At 46.3% G+C, this 17,716-nt stretch carries 17 protein-coding genes; all 17 read right to left on the bottom strand.

The genetic code is table 11. The features are described from left to right. Positions 1-10: 10 nt before the first annotated feature. The 17 genes from LC091_RS10160 to atpA all read right to left on the bottom strand — a co-directional run bounded on the left by LC091_RS10160 (position 11) and on the right by atpA (position 17,701). Positions 11-835, bottom strand: coding sequence for a YwmB family TATA-box binding protein (locus LC091_RS10160; RefSeq protein ID WP_226681894.1), 825 nt, complete (start codon positions 833-835; stop codon positions 11-13). Positions 836-1,301: 466 nt separating this feature from the next. Further along, a complete protein-coding gene (locus LC091_RS10155) occupies positions 1,302-1,532 on the bottom strand; it encodes a DUF1146 family protein (protein WP_226681893.1) in 231 nt (76 codons plus the stop codon). 269 nt (positions 1,533-1,801) lie between these two features. Beyond that, on the bottom strand, positions 1,802-3,331 hold the full coding sequence (gene nuoN, locus LC091_RS10150) for an NADH-quinone oxidoreductase subunit NuoN (RefSeq protein ID WP_226681892.1): 1,530 nt from the start codon (positions 3,329-3,331) through the stop codon (positions 1,802-1,804). Positions 3,332-3,338: 7 nt separating this feature from the next. Further along, positions 3,339-4,877 carry a complex I subunit 4 family protein gene (locus LC091_RS10145; protein WP_226681891.1) on the bottom strand — a complete coding sequence of 513 codons (1,539 nt, stop codon included), beginning with the start codon at positions 4,875-4,877 and terminating at the stop codon, positions 3,339-3,341. After that, positions 4,874-6,742 (bottom strand): NADH-quinone oxidoreductase subunit L, encoded by a 1,869-nt coding sequence (gene nuoL, locus LC091_RS10140; RefSeq protein WP_226681890.1) that lies wholly within the window; start codon positions 6,740-6,742, stop codon positions 4,874-4,876. The genes LC091_RS10145 and nuoL overlap by 4 nt, the downstream gene beginning before the upstream one ends. A gap of 20 nt (positions 6,743-6,762) precedes the next feature. Further along, positions 6,763-7,077 carry an NADH-quinone oxidoreductase subunit NuoK gene (gene nuoK / locus LC091_RS10135; RefSeq protein WP_010200357.1) on the bottom strand — a complete coding sequence of 105 codons (315 nt, stop codon included), beginning with the start codon at positions 7,075-7,077 and terminating at the stop codon, positions 6,763-6,765. After that, positions 7,074-7,613, bottom strand: coding sequence for an NADH-quinone oxidoreductase subunit J (locus LC091_RS10130; RefSeq protein WP_226681889.1), 540 nt, complete (start codon positions 7,611-7,613; stop codon positions 7,074-7,076). Before LC091_RS10130 ends, nuoK begins: the two co-directional genes overlap by 4 nt. After that, positions 7,610-8,029: an NADH-quinone oxidoreductase subunit NuoI gene (nuoI, locus tag LC091_RS10125; protein WP_226681888.1), complete on the bottom strand. Its 420-nt coding sequence runs from the start codon at positions 8,027-8,029 to the stop codon at positions 7,610-7,612. Before nuoI ends, LC091_RS10130 begins: the two co-directional genes overlap by 4 nt. Before the next feature lie 223 nt (positions 8,030-8,252). Then, positions 8,253-9,260, bottom strand: coding sequence for an NADH-quinone oxidoreductase subunit NuoH (nuoH, locus tag LC091_RS10120; protein ID WP_226681887.1), 1,008 nt, complete (start codon positions 9,258-9,260; stop codon positions 8,253-8,255). Beyond that, entirely contained in the window at positions 9,260-10,360 is a 1,101-nt protein-coding gene (locus tag LC091_RS10115; RefSeq protein ID WP_226681886.1) for an NADH-quinone oxidoreductase subunit D, read from the bottom strand. Before LC091_RS10115 ends, nuoH begins: the two co-directional genes overlap by 1 nt. A 3-nt stretch (positions 10,361-10,363) precedes the next feature. Next, complete coding sequence (locus LC091_RS10110; RefSeq protein WP_226681885.1) at positions 10,364-11,644, bottom strand: NADH-quinone oxidoreductase subunit C; 1,281 nt, start codon at positions 11,642-11,644, stop codon at positions 10,364-10,366. Between the two features lie 2 nt (positions 11,645-11,646). Next, positions 11,647-12,159 carry a NuoB/complex I 20 kDa subunit family protein gene (locus LC091_RS10105; protein ID WP_010200368.1) on the bottom strand — a complete coding sequence of 171 codons (513 nt, stop codon included), beginning with the start codon at positions 12,157-12,159 and terminating at the stop codon, positions 11,647-11,649. After that, the gene (locus LC091_RS10100) at positions 12,150-12,524 is read right to left on the bottom strand and encodes an NADH-quinone oxidoreductase subunit A (RefSeq protein WP_010200369.1); all 375 of its coding nucleotides are present in this window, start codon (positions 12,522-12,524) and stop codon (positions 12,150-12,152) included. The genes LC091_RS10105 and LC091_RS10100 overlap by 10 nt, the downstream gene beginning before the upstream one ends. Before the next feature lie 797 nt (positions 12,525-13,321). After that, the gene (locus tag LC091_RS10095; RefSeq protein ID WP_060664609.1) at positions 13,322-13,723 is read right to left on the bottom strand and encodes a F0F1 ATP synthase subunit epsilon; all 402 of its coding nucleotides are present in this window, start codon (positions 13,721-13,723) and stop codon (positions 13,322-13,324) included. 25 nt (positions 13,724-13,748) lie between these two features. Next, positions 13,749-15,167: a F0F1 ATP synthase subunit beta gene (gene atpD, locus LC091_RS10090; RefSeq protein WP_226681884.1), complete on the bottom strand. Its 1,419-nt coding sequence runs from the start codon at positions 15,165-15,167 to the stop codon at positions 13,749-13,751. Between the two features lie 48 nt (positions 15,168-15,215). Further along, positions 15,216-16,076 carry a F0F1 ATP synthase subunit gamma gene (locus tag LC091_RS10085; RefSeq protein WP_060664611.1) on the bottom strand — a complete coding sequence of 287 codons (861 nt, stop codon included), beginning with the start codon at positions 16,074-16,076 and terminating at the stop codon, positions 15,216-15,218. A 113-nt stretch (positions 16,077-16,189) separates the two neighbouring features. Further along, positions 16,190-17,701, bottom strand: a complete 1,512-nt coding sequence (gene atpA / locus LC091_RS10080; protein WP_148987220.1) for a F0F1 ATP synthase subunit alpha — start codon at positions 17,699-17,701, stop codon at positions 16,190-16,192. Positions 17,702-17,716 lie beyond the last annotated feature (15 nt).

The raw sequence follows: 17,716 nt of genomic DNA, 5'->3' as shown, positions 1-17,716 counted from the left end.
ATTCTATATATTAATATTCAACAGTAATAATTGGCGTGCCTACAATCACGGTAGTCTTATCGCCCATTCCTTGTGTTCGTAACCCAATTTGTAAGTTCATCTTTCCCTGATGTGTCGGAAGAACATTATTCCATGCATCAGTATATGCTGAAATTGATACAAAGGTCTCTTCCTGAATCTCTTCAACTATTTGTGCTGAAAATGCGTCTAGCAAAATATTTGTCGTATTTTGCAAACCACCTTCAATTTTAGCACTGAAATCGCCAGTCATACAACTAAATATTTCAAAGTCTTCGTGAGAAATTTTGGAAAGATTCGAATGGAAGTTGTTTATTATGTCTGTTGCTATAGGCTTTTCCCAACCATACCCAGTTACCTCATATAATACATACGATGTTTGGGATGAGTTTGTGTGGGTGGTGATGAGCTGAAGAGTCTCCTCTTGCTTTAATAAGTCATTATAATGAGTCCCAACTGCCTTCCATTGATCCTCTTCTTCCATCACATTCCAACTAAGATGGCCCATATTCTGTTTTAAACGATTTACCTCTTTTTGAAAAGTGACTAAATCCCTAATTTTATAGACGTTCTTCCGCCCATAAAGTTTCCATTCCTGAACATTAATTTTCTCCTTTTGAAAAACTTCTGCGATTTCAAGTATCTCAGTACTGATATCGTTTGGTAATTGAGCTCTGCTTCTTTCATTCCCAAGAATTACCCCCGTAAAACATATTACGAAAATAAAAAATAGTCCTAGCAATCTATTAATATAAAGTTTCCACGTTTTTTCTGTATATTTAGTATTAGTAATCAAGCCCTCATCTGTGTTCCCCATCTTGTTAAACATATCCCCCACGCCCCTTTGATTGTTACTAAACAGTGTCGCCAATGTGGAAGTAAGAGATACATAGAAATGTTCGTCAAAATTTTTGTTGTTTTTATTTTTTTTTGTGGAGAAGGGGTCAGACCCCCGCAGGAATTTCACCTTTTATCTAGAAGGCGGCATTTAAGGTTAGTGGTGGGTTGGGGCAGGTTTAGGTGGGTTGTCGGTTTTTGTTGTGGTTTGTCGATTGGCATGTATTTAGTGTGTTTTGGACAGTATTCTAGCTTCGTTGGACAGTATTTTTGGTTTTTTCGCTTGTAATTGCGTCGGTTTGGACAGTATTTAGAGGATTTCCGCTTGTATTTTATATTGGGCTGTAATTTAGAGCGTTTGAGGCAATCTAAAATCAAGAGTTTACTAAATTACCACTAAAAAACCAGGGGAAGGAACCCCCTGGCATTCAGAATTGCACTTATCTTCACCAAATCATCGGCAGTCTTTGTGATAGGAACAGGTAGTCCAAGAAGAAGTTGCTGACTGTGGATCCGATGGCGATGGTGATTAGGATTAGTAGTAGTCTGATTTGGACGACTTTGTTTGGCTTCATCCATTTTTCGTAATTTACGGCTTGGAGTGCCCACCAGGTGATGCTGATAAATAGTAGGTGGGAGATGATGCTGACGAGTGCTTGTACTCCGAAATCAATCATTGTGAAATCAGCCTCCTCTTTATTTTAAATTAAAGCTTTGTGTATACGCCGCTGTTGATTTCCGCGGGACGATGCTTGAGCCTCCCCGGCAAGCCTGCGGGTCTCAACCGACCGTTTCTCCCCCGCTGGAGTCTCAGCCTTTCGCTCCAATCACCAGCTTGATATACTTTGCTTCATTAGTTTCTTCCTATAGTAATCCACAAAAAAGAAGGAGCGTGTGAACTCCTTCTTTCTTATTAAATCATATACTCCTTGACCGTGACAATTGGTTAGTTGCCTGGTACCAAGATATCTCTTAAAATATCAAAATTGTTTCCAAACATGTCTAGGGCAAGGCCTGGCAGGATTCCGAGCACTAGGGTTCCGATCGCGCAAACAAAGACGGTGATCCAGATTCCAATGGGAACATGAATTTTCTCTTGGCTTGCCGCCGGTCGGAAAAACATTTGTGTCATAATTCCGAAATAGTAAAAGTATGAGACGACGGTGGTCAGAATCAATACCGATGCCAGGACGTAGGCGTTGGTTGGTTCGGAAATGGCACCGACAAAGATCGATAATTTCCCGATGAATCCGGCTGTTCCCGGGATACCTGCCAAGGAGAGCAGGAACACAGACATCAACACAGCAAGCAATGGTGAGCGCTGGTAGAGTCCGGCGAATCGGCTCAGATCCTCGGAGTCATCACGTGCGGTGACGACTTGCAGTACCGCTAGTGCCCCGATGTTCATGAACAGGTATGCGACAAGGTAAAACCACATTGCTTCAAAAATAAAGATGAAGTTAACGGTTGCCAGTGGCACTAAAAGATACCCGGCGTGTGCGACTCCAGAGTAAGCAAACATCCGCTTGACGTTGCGCTGACGCAAAGCAACGAAGTTACCGATGATCATAGAGGCCACTGCCAACACTGCGATGAATTCCCCCATCGAGAACAGCATGGATGCTCCTTCTGCCGATCGCGTTGGAAAGAACAGTGTCACAAACAGGCGCAGGACGATGATGAAGCCTGCTGTTTTGGATACGACTGCAAGGAATGCTGTTACCGGTGTTGGCGCGCCTTGGTAGACGTCTGGTGCCCACATGTGGAATGGGGCGGTCGCGAGCTTGAAGGACAAGCCGACAAACATCATCATGAAGGCGATGACCAGTAAGTATTGCATGTCGCGTGCGTTGATTTGGGATAGTGTCATCCACATTTCCTGCAGGTTGGTGGTGCCGGTCAGGCCGTACACGTAACTCATCCCGAACAGGGTGATGGCGGTGGCGATTCCGCCGTTGATGACGTATTTCATGGCCGCTTCGTTGGATTGCAGGTTCTTTTTGCGCAGGCCTGCTAATACATAGGAAGCCAGGGACAATAATTCAAGTCCGACAAATAACGTAATTAAGTCGCCGCTTGAGGACATGATCATGGCCCCTAGGACGCCTAGTAGCAAGAGGTAGAAGAACTCCCCTCTGTACTCGCGCAAGCCTTCCTTCGGCTCGTAGCTGATGGCCATGAGCATCACGAAGGCTGCTCCGACTAGAATCAACGTTTTGAAGGCCATGGCGAAGCTGTCGAGTCGGTATGTTTCATATAAAATAGTGGTGACTTCTTCCGGACCCTTATCGTACATGCCCACCAAGAATCCCAGGGCTACCAGGATGCTGGTGAATCCGAGCCAGCCAAGCAGTCTCCGGTCTATTTTTTTCGATAAAAATAAGTCTAGTAGTGAAAGAAGGGTTGCTACACCAAGGATGATGAATTCCGGTGCCATGACACTCCAATCAAAGCTGAGTAAGGTTTCTAAATCCATCTCCTGTTCACCCCCCTATCCCTAAAATGATGGCGTTGATGGTGTCTTGCAGCGGTTGTGCGAGAATGCTAGGGTATACCCCGATCAGGACGATGAAGAACAGCATGGCGAACACGGGAACATATTCGATTCCGCGCAGGTCCACCACTTTCTCGCTATAGCCTGCTGCTTTCGTTCCAAAAGTCATGCCAAGCACCGCGCGCAATAAGTATGCCGCTGTTAAAATGATTCCGAGCGTCCCTACTGCCGCAACCACAGGCATTTCCTTGAAAAGTCCCATGAAGGCAAGGAACTCGCTGACAAATCCAGACATGCCGGGCAGACCGAGTGAGGCCATGGCGCCGACAAGGAAGAATCCGGCTGTGAGCGGCATCGCTTTTGCGAGTCCCCCAAGCTTGCCGATGTCTGTCGTTCCTGTGCGTTCGTACATCACTCCGATTAAAAAGAACAGGAGTGCCGCGATAAATCCGTGGGAGACAACCTGGAAGATTGCGCCTTGGATTCCCGCTTCGTTCAAAGCCGCAAGTCCGATTAGGACAATCCCCATATGCGAGATACTGGAATAGGCCAGCACCATTTTGAAATCAGTCTGGATGAGTGCGAGGAACGCTCCATAAAGGAGATTCACGACTCCTAAGATTGCTAGAATGAAAGCGAGCTGGTCGAATTGTTCCGGGAAGATACCAACTCCGAAACGGATAAGTCCGAATGCCCCTATTTTCAAAAGAACGCCGGCATGCAGCATGACGATCGATGGCGGTGCTTGCACGTGCACTTTCAGCATCCAGCTGTGGAGCGGCACAATCGGCAGCTTAATACCGAATGCCACAAGCAATGCAATCAACAGTCCCATGCGCAGGTCGTCTGACACTTCGCCAAGGAACATGGCGTCACTGTTGCCGTTGAACATGGCTGTGATTTCGGCGATATTCATCGTTCCTGTTTTGGTGAAAAGAACCACGAAAACAATTAATAGAATGGCAGAACCGAGACCGTTATAGATAAGGAAACGGTATGCCGCACTTTCTTTTTCAAAATAGCCCCACTTACCGATGAGGAAGAACATCGGGATCAAGGTGAGCTCAAAGAAAAAGAAGAATAAGAGCAGGTTTTCCGCAGCAAAGACGCCGAGCATTCCGATTTGTAAAAGAAGGAAGAGAATGAAATAGCCTTTCCATTCTTTTTTTACATGGATGCTTGCGATGGCTGCAAGGGTGGAAAGCACGGCCGTCAATAAAATCATAACGAGCGAGAAGCCGTTGATGCCAAGCTCGTAGGAGATCGGCTGGTATACTTGTGCTCCATACATTTCATCGGTCAAATCTTTGTTGCCGAATGTGATCCATTCAAGTTTTACCGCATACTGCTCAAGACCCGCTCCTGCTTTGTATTGCCAGAAAGCGATAAGTGCGAGTATTAAGGACGGCAAGGTTGCCAGGAAACCAACGATTTTGATGGCTTCCACGTTTGTTTTTGGTGTAATAAGAAGTACTAAAATACCTAAAAGAGGGGCGAAGATCAACGCTGTCAGAAATATGCTGTTCATCCGATGTACCCCCCTGTGAAGACGAAAATGATGATGAGAATGGCGAGTCCGACAAACGCGACTGCGCCGTATGTCTGGGTTTGGCCGTTCTGCACTTTGGCTCCAAGTCTACCGATTTGTTGGGATGCCGCGGCAATTCCCTTCATCGTCCCTTGGACAAGGAACTCGTCGATGTATTTCAAGAACAGGCTGATTACACGAGTCCCGTAGACGAACGTCATATTGTAGATTTCATCGACAAAGTATTTGTTGCGTAAAATGCTGTAAAGATGCGGTGCACCTTGGCTGAATGTTTCGCGCGCGATCGAGCGGCGGAAATAAATCAGGTAGGCGAAACCGAGGCCGGCAAATGAAACAAGGATGGCAGCAGCCATGATCCATTTTGGTCCCTCAATATGGGATGGTCCGTAAGAGATAGTCCCTTCTGTCAGCCAGTCACCTAGAAAATGGCCGAACCATGGTGTGTTCATGTAACCTGCCACAACGGCCAACACACCAAGCACAATCATAGGAATGGTCATGACAGAAGGTGATTCATGGACATGTCGCTGGTCTCCGCGTGCTTCACCTGTGAAAACAAGGAAGAACAAGCGGAACATATAGAATGCCGTGAAAAATGCGGCAATCAGTGCCAGTAAGAAAAGAAAAGGATTTCCGTTCACCCAGGCAGCAAGGAGGATTTCCTCTTTACTGAAGAACCCGGAGAACAAAGGAACACCTGTGATGGCAAGGGTTCCGATTAAAAATAAGATTCCTGTAGTGCGCATTTTTTTCCAAAGACCGCCCATTTCGTCGATGTTTTGCGTGTGGACGGCATGGATGACGCTTCCTGCTGCAAGGAACAGCAAGGCTTTGAAGAATGCGTGTGTGGTGAGGTGGAAGACCCCTGCCACATAGCCTGCAGAACCGAGGGCAAGCATCATGAAGCCGAGCTGACTGACGGTGGAGTAAGCTAGCACTCTCTTAATATCTTTTTGAACAAGGCCGATGGATGCCGCAAAAATAGCGGTGAATGCACCGACGATGGCGACCGTCATAAGCGCAGTTTCGCTGGCGTTGAACAGCGGAAACAGGCTTGCCACCAAATACACCCCTGCTGCAACCATTGTTGCGGCGTGGATTAGCGCAGAAACAGGCGTTGGACCTTCCATCGCATCAGGTAACCAGGAGTGTAGCGGGAATTGACCTGATTTCCCCATTGCTCCGATAAAAATAAGGATGGCAATGAGTGTCAGCATGCCGGCTGAGATTGCGCCTGCATTGACTGCTTCAAAAATCACATCATATTCGAAACTGCCAACCTGCCAGAATAATAGGATGATCCCGATGAATAACCCGACATCGCCAATACGCGTCATGATGAACGCTTTTTTGGCAGCGGCTTTTGCTTCATTTTTATAAAAGTAGAACCCGATGAGCAAGAATGATCCCACTCCGACAAGCTCCCAGAAAATATAGAGTTGAAGCAGGTTTGGTGACATGACAAGTGCCAGCATGGCAAAGGTAAACAGGCCCAGGTAGGCGTAGAACACGTGGAAACGGTCGTCCCCTTGCATGTATCCTTTGGAATAAATATGTACGAGTAAGCTGACAAGTGATACTACGACAAGCATCAAGGCGTTTAATTGATTGACTTCATATCCCGCCGTCAGTACGACGTCTCCTATTTGGAGCCAGTCGAATGTGGCTTTGAAGGTTGGTGCTGAAAACCGCTCCCATAGTGCTGTGAGGGAAAAGATGAGTGATAGAGCGATGAGTGCGATTCCGAGGAATGCACTCGATTCTTTCAATCTTTTGCCGACAAGCAGTAACAGGATAAAGGAGATCAGCGGAAAAAGCGGGATGATCCAGGCATTTTCCATCATCGTATCAAGTCCCCTTTTTTTTAGTTCTTCAGTGTATTCATTTCGTCGATGTTAACGGTGCGGCGGTTGCGGTAGAGGGCTATGAGGATAGCCAGGCCTACTGCGGCTTCTGCTGCTGCGACGGTAATGGTGAACAGGGAGAATACTTGCCCTGTGATGGATGGTGCGATGCCGAATTTGCTGAATGCGACAAGATTGATGTTGACGGCGTTCAGCATGAGCTCGATACAGATCAGGACGATGACGGTGTTGCGTTTTGTCAGGGCCCCGTATAGTCCGATACAGAATAAAATAAGTGCTAGTACCAGGTAGGCTGATAATGGAACTCCGCTCATTCCTTGGTCGCCTCCTCTTTTACAACTTCCGCGTCTTCGTCATCTCTTCTTGCCAGGATGATCGCTCCGACAAGTGCCACGAGCAGGATCACGGAGGTCAATTCAAATGGAATCACGTATTTTGAATAGATGGCTACACCAATCTGTTCGGTGTTGTTCACATGCAGGTCGGCTGATTCCTGGGAGCCAAGGTCAAGGCTGTAGAGTCCGAAGTACATGACTGCTGCAAAGCCGAGGACACCTGCGCCGACGAGTAATTTACGGGCCAAGCCAGATGTTTCGGATTCGTCGTTGTGACGGGTCAGCATGATTCCGAAAAGCATGATGATGGTGATGGCCCCAGAATAGATGAGAATCTGGACAGCCGCTACGAATTCAGCGGAGAGCATGACATAGATGCCGGCGATGCTGATAAAGGTGAACACCAGGGCTACCACCATGTGGACGACCTTTGTCAGGTTCAGCATGAGTACTCCACCGGCGATCGCAGCGATTGCTAGGAAAAGAAATGCGATGAATTCACCGGTTATCGTCATGCTTTATTCTCCTTTCTGATGTTCGTATCATTTTCATCGAGCCACTGAAGGTCTTTGAAAAGTCGATCACGGCTGTATTCGGCAAGCTCAAAGTTGTTAGTCATGATGATGGCCTCTGTAGGGCAGACTTCTGTACAGAGGTCGCAGAGGATGCAAATTTCAAAGTTGATATCGTATGTGTCGATGATTTTCCCTTTTTTCGTTGGATCCGGATGTTTTTTCCCGGTAAGTTGGATGCAGTCTGTCGGGCAGATGTTGGAACACTGGTTGCAGACTATGCATTTTTCCGGGTAAAATTTTTGGATGCCGCGGAACCGATCCGGTAGTGGAAGCGGTTCGTTTGGGTAATCATAGGTTACTTTTTTCTTCGTTAAGTTTTGTAGGGTATATTTTAAACCTTTTGCAAGACCGAGCATTTCGCTTCACCCCTATTCTTCCGTTACCCCTTTTAGTAATGAAAGTGAGTTTTTTATTGCTTTCTACACCGCTGTTAATTTTCGCAAATGGCTCCGCTTTCCGCGGGGCAACCTTGAGCCTCCTCGCTGCACTGCAGGGTCTCAACAATGTCGCTACTCCTCCGCTTGTGTCTTCGCCTTTTGCTCCAATTAACAGATATGATACTCTCTATATTTCAAATCATTAAAAAAACAATTCCTTCATAATCGCTGAGAAAAAGATATTCGCTAGTGCTACTGGCAGCAGTACCTTCCAGCCAAATTCCATGAGCTGGTCTGCGCGCAGACGCGGGAAAGTGACACGGATCCAGATGAGCACGAATACGACGACGCTGAATTTTAACGCGAACCAGACGGCACCCGGGATGAATCCAAGGAACTCGAATGGTGGCAGCCATCCGCCCAGAAACAGGACGGTCGTCAGGGAAGCCATTGCAAACAGGTACACATATTCTGCTAGCATGAAAAATGCCCAGCGGAAACCGGAGTATTCCACATGATATCCTGCGACAAGCTCGGATTCTGCTTCCGGCAGGTCAAATGGTGTACGGTTTAACTCTGCAACAGATGCGATGACGAAAATAAGGAACCCGACTGGCTGCAGAATGATGAACCAGAATGTTTCGCCTTGAGCGGCAACGATTTCGTTTAGGTTGAGGCTTCCTGCTAAAAGGACAACCCCGATTACGGACATGACAAGCGGCACTTCATAGGAAATCATTTGGGCCGCTGCACGCATGCCCCCAAGTAACGAGTACTTGTTGTTAGATGCCCAGCCTGCCGCTACGACGCCGACCGTTGTGATACCGGAAATGGCGATGTAGTAAAGCAAGCCGACCCCGATGTCCGCAAATTGAAAACGGTCTGTGAAGGGGATAGTGGCAAGCACCATGAACGCCGGTGTGAAGGCGATTACTGGTGCGATAATGTATAATGGTCGATCCGCAAGTTTTGGGATCGTGTCCTCTTTTATAAGAAGCTTTAATACGTCGGCTACGGTTTGGAGCAAGCCCCATGAGCCACCGACCTGATTTGGTCCCATACGTCCTTGCATGAAGCCCATTACTTTACGCTCAGCAAGAATTCCGTACGTTACGAAGCCAAGGACAGCAAGCAGCAAGGCCGTGGCCAATCCGAAAAAAATGAAAAAGTTCGTCCAGGATGGTGAGGAGTGCAACAAGCTTTCCATCATTAGCCATCCACCTCCCCGAGGACAATATCAATTGCCCCTAAAATGGCGATCAGGTTTGCCATGTTTTCGCCTTTCAAAAGCTTCGGTAAGATCTGCAGGTTGTAAAAAGACGGACGGCGGAATTTAAGTCTGTACGGTTCTTTTTTTCCGTCACTGGCAATGTAGCAGCCGATCTCACCACGAGGGGATTCAATGCGTACATATGCTTCTCCCTTCGGCGCCTTGATAATCTTTGGCACTTTTGCCATGATTGCGCCTTCTTTCGGGAATTGCTCGACGGCTTGTTCAATGATCTTTAGGGATTCCTCAATTTCCTCCATGCGGCAGTGGTAACGCGCCCATGCGTCCCCGCCTTCACGTGTTGGAACGTCAAAATCAAAGCGATCATAAATGGAGTATGGCTCATCTTTACGAAGATCCCACTTCACTCCGGTACATCTGAGGTTCGCACCACTCAGGGAGTACGCAAAGGCATCCTCCTTCGTGTAACGGCCAACCCCCTTCACACGGCTCATGAAAATTTCATTGCCTGTTACAAGGTCGTGGTAGCCTTTCAGCTGCTCCCTCATATATGGAACAAATTCTTCTACTTTTTCAATCCATCCCTCAGGCGCATCCCACTTCACGCCCCCAACTCGCATGTAATTGAAAGTAAGGCGGGCCCCTGACAGCTCATTTAATAGATTAATAATCATTTCGCGCTCTCGGAACGCATATAGGAAAGGACTCACCGCCCCGATATCAAGTAAATATGTACCATACCAAACTAGATGACTCGCAACACGACCAAGTTCCATCGCAAGCACGCGAAGGTATTCGGCTCGGTCTGGAATCTCTATGCCCATCATCGTTTCCACCGCATGACATAGCACGTAGTTGTTGGTCATGGCGGACAAGTAGTCCATCCGGTCGGTGTATGGGATGATTTGCGTGTATTGGAGATTCTCCGCGAGCTTTTCGGTGCCGCGGTGAAGGTATCCAATGACCGGTGTTGCTTCCTTGATGATTTCCCCATCGATTTTTATGACAAGTCGGAACACACCGTGGGTACTCGGATGCTGTGGACCGACATTCAGTAGCATTTCCTCTGTGCGGATCATCTGTTACACCTCCACATCGTACGGCTCATAATCTTTGCGCAGCGGATAACCTACCCAATCATCCGGCATCATAATGCGCGTCAAATTCGGGTGTCCTGTAAACTGAATGCCAAGCAGGTCATATGTCTCCCGCTCCGGCCAGTTCGCCCCTTCCCAAATTGGCTGAATGGATGGGATGACAGGATTTTCTCGATCTATTTTTACCTTAAACGCAACAGACTGCTTATTTTTATAAGAATATAAGTGGTTGTAGATCTCCATATGCGTTTCAAAATCCGTGCCATGCATTTCTGACAGGAATTCAAACGTCAACTGTTCATTGTAACGAAGGAAAGATGCCACTTTAAAATAGTTCTCCGGTTTCGCGACAAGCGTCGGAACATCTTTGGAAAGCTGGTTGATGTACGCGTCTTCCAGGGTGTTTTCCCCAAGGTTGTCGTTGATTACTTTTACATATTTATCGAGGTATTTTTGGTTTGGTGATGGTGTTGCTGGTGTTGTTGCGTCATCGCTTGTTCCGGCTGCTGTTCCTTTGGCTTTTGCAGCGGTTGCGGCTTTAGCCTTGGCTGCGGCGGCGGCCTTTGCTTTGGCTTTCGCAGCGGCGATAGCTTTTGCTTTTTCGTTTTGGAGGTCAGGGGAGCCAATGTCTGAGTCGCCCGCGGTTCCAGCCGCTCCTCCGTCACGTTGTTGTTTGGCTAGTGCTGCAACTTTGGCCTTGGCTGCTGCAGCTTTGGCTTTTGCGGCTGCAATGGCCTTTGCTTTTGCATCGTCACCATCGGATGCTGGTGCAGATGTTTCGTCTGCATCACGTTTTTGTTTTGCGAGTGCGGCAGCTTTTGCTTTGGCTGCTGCGGCGGCTTTCTTTTTCGCTAGTTCTTTGGCGTCGTCTGGTGTATCTGCTGATTCGGCTTCGGTTGACGCTTGTTCTTTCGCTTTTTGTTTCGCGAGTGCAGCGGCCTTCGCTTTTGCGGCGGCTGCCGCCTTCTTTTTCGCTAGTTCTTTGGCGTCGTCTGGTGACTCTGTTGATTCGGCTTCGGTTGACGCCTGTTCTTTCGCTTTTTGTTTCGCGAGTGCAGCGGCCTTCGCTTTTGCCGCGGCCGCTGCTTTCCTTTTCGCCAGTTCTTTGGCGTCGTCGCTAGCCGGTAGTTCTGGTGTTGTTTCTTCTATATTTTCTGAAGCCTGCGCTTCCATTCTTTTTTTCGCTTCTAATTTTGCAAGTGCAGCAGCTTTTGCTTTGGCTGCGGCTTCTTTCTTTTTTTCTTCCAGGCTCTTCTCATCGCTCACTGCTAGATCACCTGCTTCCCTGTCTTGGCTTCATAACGAATTTTTTCGCGTAGCTTGTTGATTCCATAAATAAGAGCCGCTGGATTTGGTGGGCATCCCGGTATGTACACGTCTACAGGTACAATTTGGTCCACACCTTTTACAACGGCATAGGATTTGATATATGGACCGCCTGCAGTCGCACAGGAACCCATGGCAATGACCCATTTCGGCTCAGGCATTTGGTCATATAAGCGCTTTAAGACTGGTGCCATTTTTTTCGTTACGGTACCAGATACGATCATACAGTCAGACTGACGCGGTGATGTACGAAAGAAGGACCCAAAACGGTCGAGATCATAGTGGGACGAGCCAACTCCCATCATTTCAATGGCACAGCAAGCTAGACCGAATGTCATCGGCCACATGGAGTTGCTGCGGGCCCACGCTTTCAGTTCCTCCAATGTTGTCAGGAAGACTGTTTGTTTCAGTTCTTCCATTTCCTCTGGTGAGATACTCTCTAGATTTAGATCCATTTCAACACCTTCTTCTTCCATGCGTATATTAATCCGATTAGTAATAAAACTACGAAAATAAGCATTTCAATCAGTGCAAAAATCCCCAATTTTTCGTATGCCACCGCCCATGGATACAGGAACACCGTCTCCACATCGAAAATGACAAATAACAGGGCAAATATGTAATAACGAACATTGAACTGAACACGTGAATCATGAAAGGGATCAATTCCACTTTCATAGGTCGTCTGCTTGGCTGCTGATGGCTTATTCGGACGCAGTACACGTCCAATAGCAAGCGCCACGACCGGAAGCAATACCCCTAGAGCTAAAAATACAACCACTATCAAATAGTTATTTTGATATAAGTTTAGTAGATTCATGCCCGCCCCCTCCGAAGTCTCTCTTCATTTTCAGACTGCTCACAATATTTAAAAATGTAACCGATAACAATTATATCAAATACCCATATCGGTGTCGACAGGAGATATCCTTATTATGGCTATTGTTTTTAGGGAGACGAAGGGAATTGTTTTTGCTGGAGGGTGAAGTTTTGTGTTTTGTTCTACCAATGCGAGACGTTTTACTTAACGTTGAAGGGATAATTACCTTGTTTTGAAAAGAGCGTGTTTGGTGAGTGGTGGAACCAAAGAAGTATGTGGTTATTATGAGGGGTTTTAGTTGAAAGTAGGTAATTTTGGGTTGGTTTTTTGGGTGCGTGGTACATATACGCGTTTAAAATTGGATTACTAAGCGGGCATTTCAGCCGAGATCTATTTCGTAAAACCACTTATCCATTGTTAAAGTGGTTTTATCCATTGTAAATCCGGTTTATCCATTGTTAACAGACTTATATCCATTGTAAAACCAATATATCCATTATAAAGGTTTCACAGCATAAATCCTTTAGTGCATCACCGCGCAGCGGGTCAGACCCCTCTTTATAGATTTGCGTATATCAATAAAAATCAGGATATATCATGAAAAACTTGGATATATCGAGAAATTAGGAGCGGTTATCAAGAAAAATTAAAATATATCAATAAATTCAGAGATATATCAAGAAATCGACAGACACCTTGTTAATTCGACAACAACACAAAAACCCCCTCTCCCCAAAGCACGTCTGCTCTGGGGAAAGGGGGTTCCATTCTAAAAATCTTATATGCACAGGGTATTGTTACCCTCTTTTGGCTACGTTGATGCGGTTGATTGCGCGTTGAAGGGCAAGTTCAGCGCGGCGGTAGTCGACGTCGTCTTTTTTGGACTGAAGTCGTTGCTCGGCGCGTTTTTTTGCTTCTTCTGCACGTGTAAGATCGATTTGCTCTGCTGCTTCTGCAGTTTGGGCAAGGATCGTTACTTTATCAGGACGCACTTCTAGGAAGCCTCCGTTTACTGCCACTTGTTCGGTTTTGCCGTCTTTTTTCATACGGACGCCGCCGATTTGAAGTGGAGCAACCATCGGGATATGTCCTGGTAGAACTCCCAGCTCACCGCTTTGAGCACGGGCTACTACCATTTCTACGTCTGATTCATAAACCGGGCCATCGGGAGTAACTACGCTGACTTTTAATGTCTTCATTTCATTCCCTCCTAGGTCCCTTTAATTAAACTTCTACACCCATTTGCTTCGCTTTTTCCACTACTTCTTCGATGCGTCCAACTAGACGGAATGCATCTTCAGGAAGGTGGTCGTATTTGCCGTCAAGGATTTCTCTGAATCCTTTAACTGTTTCCTGAACAGGAACGTAAGAACCTTTTTGTCCAGTGAACTGCTCGGCTACGTGGAAGTTTTGAGATAAGAAGAACTGGATACGACGAGCACGGTGAACGGTTAATTTATCCTCATCCGTTAACTCATCCATACCTAAGATAGCAATGATATCTTGTAGTTCTTTGTAACGTTGTAAAGTGGATTGCACTTCACGCGCTACTGCATAGTGGTCGTCTCCAACTACTTCTGGTGCCAATGCACGGGAAGTGGAAGCTAGAGGATCAACCGCTGGGTAGATACCCATCTCGGAAAGTTTACGCTCAAGGTTAGTTGTTGCATCCAAGTGAGCGAAAGTTGTTGCTGGAGCCGGATCCGTGTAGTCATCGGCAGGAACGTAGATCGCTTGGATAGACGTTACAGAACCTACAGATGTAGACGTGATACGCTCTTGTAATTGACCCATTTCAGTAGCAAGTGTCGGTTGGTAACCAACGGCAGATGGCATACGGCCTAGTAGGGCAGAAACCTCAGAACCTGCTTGTGTGAAACGGAAGATGTTGTCCATGAAGAATAGAACGTCTTGTCCTTGGTCATCACGGAAGAACTCAGCCATTGTAAGACCTGTTAGTGCAACACGCATACGTGCTCCAGGCGGCTCGTTCATTTGTCCGAATACCATGGCAGTTTTCTTGATAACGCCAGAATCTGTCATCTCGTGGTAAAGGTCATTTCCTTCACGAGTCCGCTCACCAACACCTGCGAATACGGAGATACCACCGTGCTCTTGTGCGATGTTGTTGATTAATTCTTGGATAAGAACCGTTTTACCTACACCGGCACCACCGAATAGACCGATCTTACCACCCTTGATGTAAGGAGCAAGTAAGTCTACAACTTTGATACCAGTTTCAAGGATTTCAACAGCTGTTGAAAGTTGTTCGAATGTAGGAGCTTGTCTGTGAATTGGATCACGACGAGAACCTGCTGGGATTGGAGCATCTAAGTCAATGTTTTCTCCTAGTACGTTGAAAACACGACCAAGTGTTACGTCACCTACTGGTACAGAAATAGGGTGACCAGCATCTTCTACTTCCATGCCGCGAACGACACCGTCTGTAGAAGCCATAGCGATTGTACGCACTGTGTTGTCTCCTAGGTGAAGAGCAACCTCAAGCGTTAAAGTAATATCTACTTCGTTAGCGCTACGAGCTTTATGATTAATATGAAGAGCGTTGTATATTTCAGGAAGATGTCCACTGTCGAATTTTACGTCGACAACCGGACCCATGATTTGAGTAACGCGACCTTTCATCGTATTCCCTCCTAACTTACTTTTACAAAATTTTAGTTCAAAAACGTTCTATTCTAAAGCCGAAGCTCCCGCAGTGATTTCAGTGATCTCTTGAGTGATTGCTGCTTGACGGGCACGGTTGTAAGAAAGTGTAAGGCCTTGGATAAGCTCTTTTGCGTTATCTGTTGCACTTTGCATCGCTGTCATACGAGCAGCGTGCTCACTTGCTTTTGCATCTAGTAATGCACCGTAGATCAGGCTTTCCGCATATTGCGGTAGCAATACTTCTAAGATACCTTCTTGGGAAGGTTCGAACTCATAGGATGTAATCTTGTTGGATGTAGGTGCAATGTCAGTAAGAGGAAGAAGTTTCTTCTCTGTTACTTCTTGGGAGATTGCACTTACAAAGTGGTTGTAATACACGTATAACTCATCAAACGTTCCATCCGCGTACATGCTGACTGCACGATTCGCAATGTCCTTGATGTCTGAGAAGGATACTTGGTCGCCTAGACCAGTAATTTCGGAGAATACAGGGACGTTACGCTTTCTGAAAAAGTCGCGGCCGATTCGTCCGATGGCAATTACTGCGTATTCATCTTGAGACTTATGACGTTTTTGAACCGTCTGATGAACCGTACGTAAGATGTTACTGTTATAGGCACCTGCAAGACCACGGTCAGAGGAGATTACGATGTAGCCTGTACGTTTTACCGGACGGCTTTCTAGCATTGGATGCGATACATCTGTACTTCCTAGTGCGATACTTGCTACAACCTCTTGGATTTTATCCATATAAGGATTGAAAGCTTTTGCATTCGTTTCAGCACGATTTAGTTTCGATGCGGAAACCATCTGCATGGCTTTTGTGATTTGACTAGTCTTCTTCGTCGAGGTAATTCTCGTTTTTATGTCGCGTAATGATGCCAAAGGATTTCACCACCTTTTTAACCCTATTCAGAGTGGTTAGACACATGGAAAGGAGGAATCGAAGGTTGGTTCGGGTTCCTCCATCGCATGGTGTAACTCACTATGTCGATCTATTACTTTTCAGTAGCTACGAAAGTCTTTTTGAATGCATTAAGTGCTTCAGCCATTGCTTCGTCGCTTGGTAATCCTTTAGTTGTACGGATTTCTTCTAAAAGTTCTTTACGGTTGTGCTCTAACCAAGTAAGCATTTCGTCTTCGAAACGAGTTACATCTTGTACAGGAACATCATCGATGAAACCTTTTGTAAGAGCGTAAAGAATCGCAACTTGCTTTTCTACTTTAAGTGGCTTGTTCAAGCCTTGCTTAAGTACTTCAACCGTACGAGCTCCACGGTTAAGTTTTGCTTGAGTCGCTTTATCTAAGTCAGAACCGAATTGCGCGAACGCTTCTAGCTCACGGTAAGATGCAAGGTCAAGACGCAATGTACCTGATACCTTTTTCATCGCTTTGATTTGAGCGGATCCTCCAACACGAGATACGGAAAGACCAGCGTTGATCGCAGGACGAACACCGGAGAAGAATAGGTCTGATTGTAAGAAAATTTGTCCATCAGTGATGGAGATAACGTTTGTCGGGATGTAGGCAGATACGTCACCAGCTTGTGTTTCGATGAACGGTAAAGCTGTTAAAGATCCAGCGCCTTTTGCATCACTAAGCTTCGCTGCACGCTCAAGTAAGCGGGAGTGAAGGTAGAATACGTCACCAGGATATGCTTCACGACCTGGAGGACGTTTTAAAAGTAGGGAAAGTTCACGGTATGCAGCAGCTTGCTTTGTTAAGTCATCATAGATAACTAAAACGTGCTTGCCGTTGTACATGAATTCTTCACCCATTGTTACTCCAGTGTAAGGTGCTAAGAATAGCATTGGAGCTGGTGCAGATGCAGATGCAGTTACAACGATTGTGTAATCAAGTGCACCGTGCTTACGTAGAGTTTCAACTACTCCACGAACTGTAGATTCTTTTTGACCAATGGCAACATAGATACACACCATGTCTTGGTCTTTTTGGTTAAGAATCGTATCGATCGCAACAGATGTTTTACCTGTTTGACGGTCTCCGATAATTAACTCACGTTGTCCACGTCCGATTGGTACAAGCGCATCGATCGCTTTGATACCTGTTTGAAGTGGCTCATGAACGGATTTACGATCCATAACACCAGGAGCTTGTGCTTCAATTGGACGAGTTCTGTTTGTTTCGATTGGACCTAAACCATCAACTGGTTGTCCTAATGCGTTTACTACACGGCCGATAAGTTGTTCACCTACCGGTACCTCCATGATACGGCCTGTACGACGAACTGCATCGCCTTCGCGGATTTCAGTATAAGGTCCTAAGATTACTATACCGACGTTGTTTTCCTCTAAGTTTTGGGCAAGACCCATAACTCCGTTAGAAAATTCAACTAGCTCTCCAGCCATGACGTTGTCGAGACCATGAGCACGAGCGATACCATCCCCAACTTGGATAACAGTACCTACATCGCTAACTTCGATTTCAGACTGATAGTTTTCGATTTGCTTTTTTATCAGCGCACTAATTTCTTCAGCTTTGATGCTCATGAATTTCACCCCTAT

Source organism: Sutcliffiella horikoshii (assembly GCF_020524325.1).
Lineage (GTDB): Bacteria > Bacillota > Bacilli > Bacillales > Bacillaceae_I > Sutcliffiella_A > Sutcliffiella_A horikoshii_D.
This window is presented reverse-complemented; position numbering and strand designations above follow the sequence as displayed.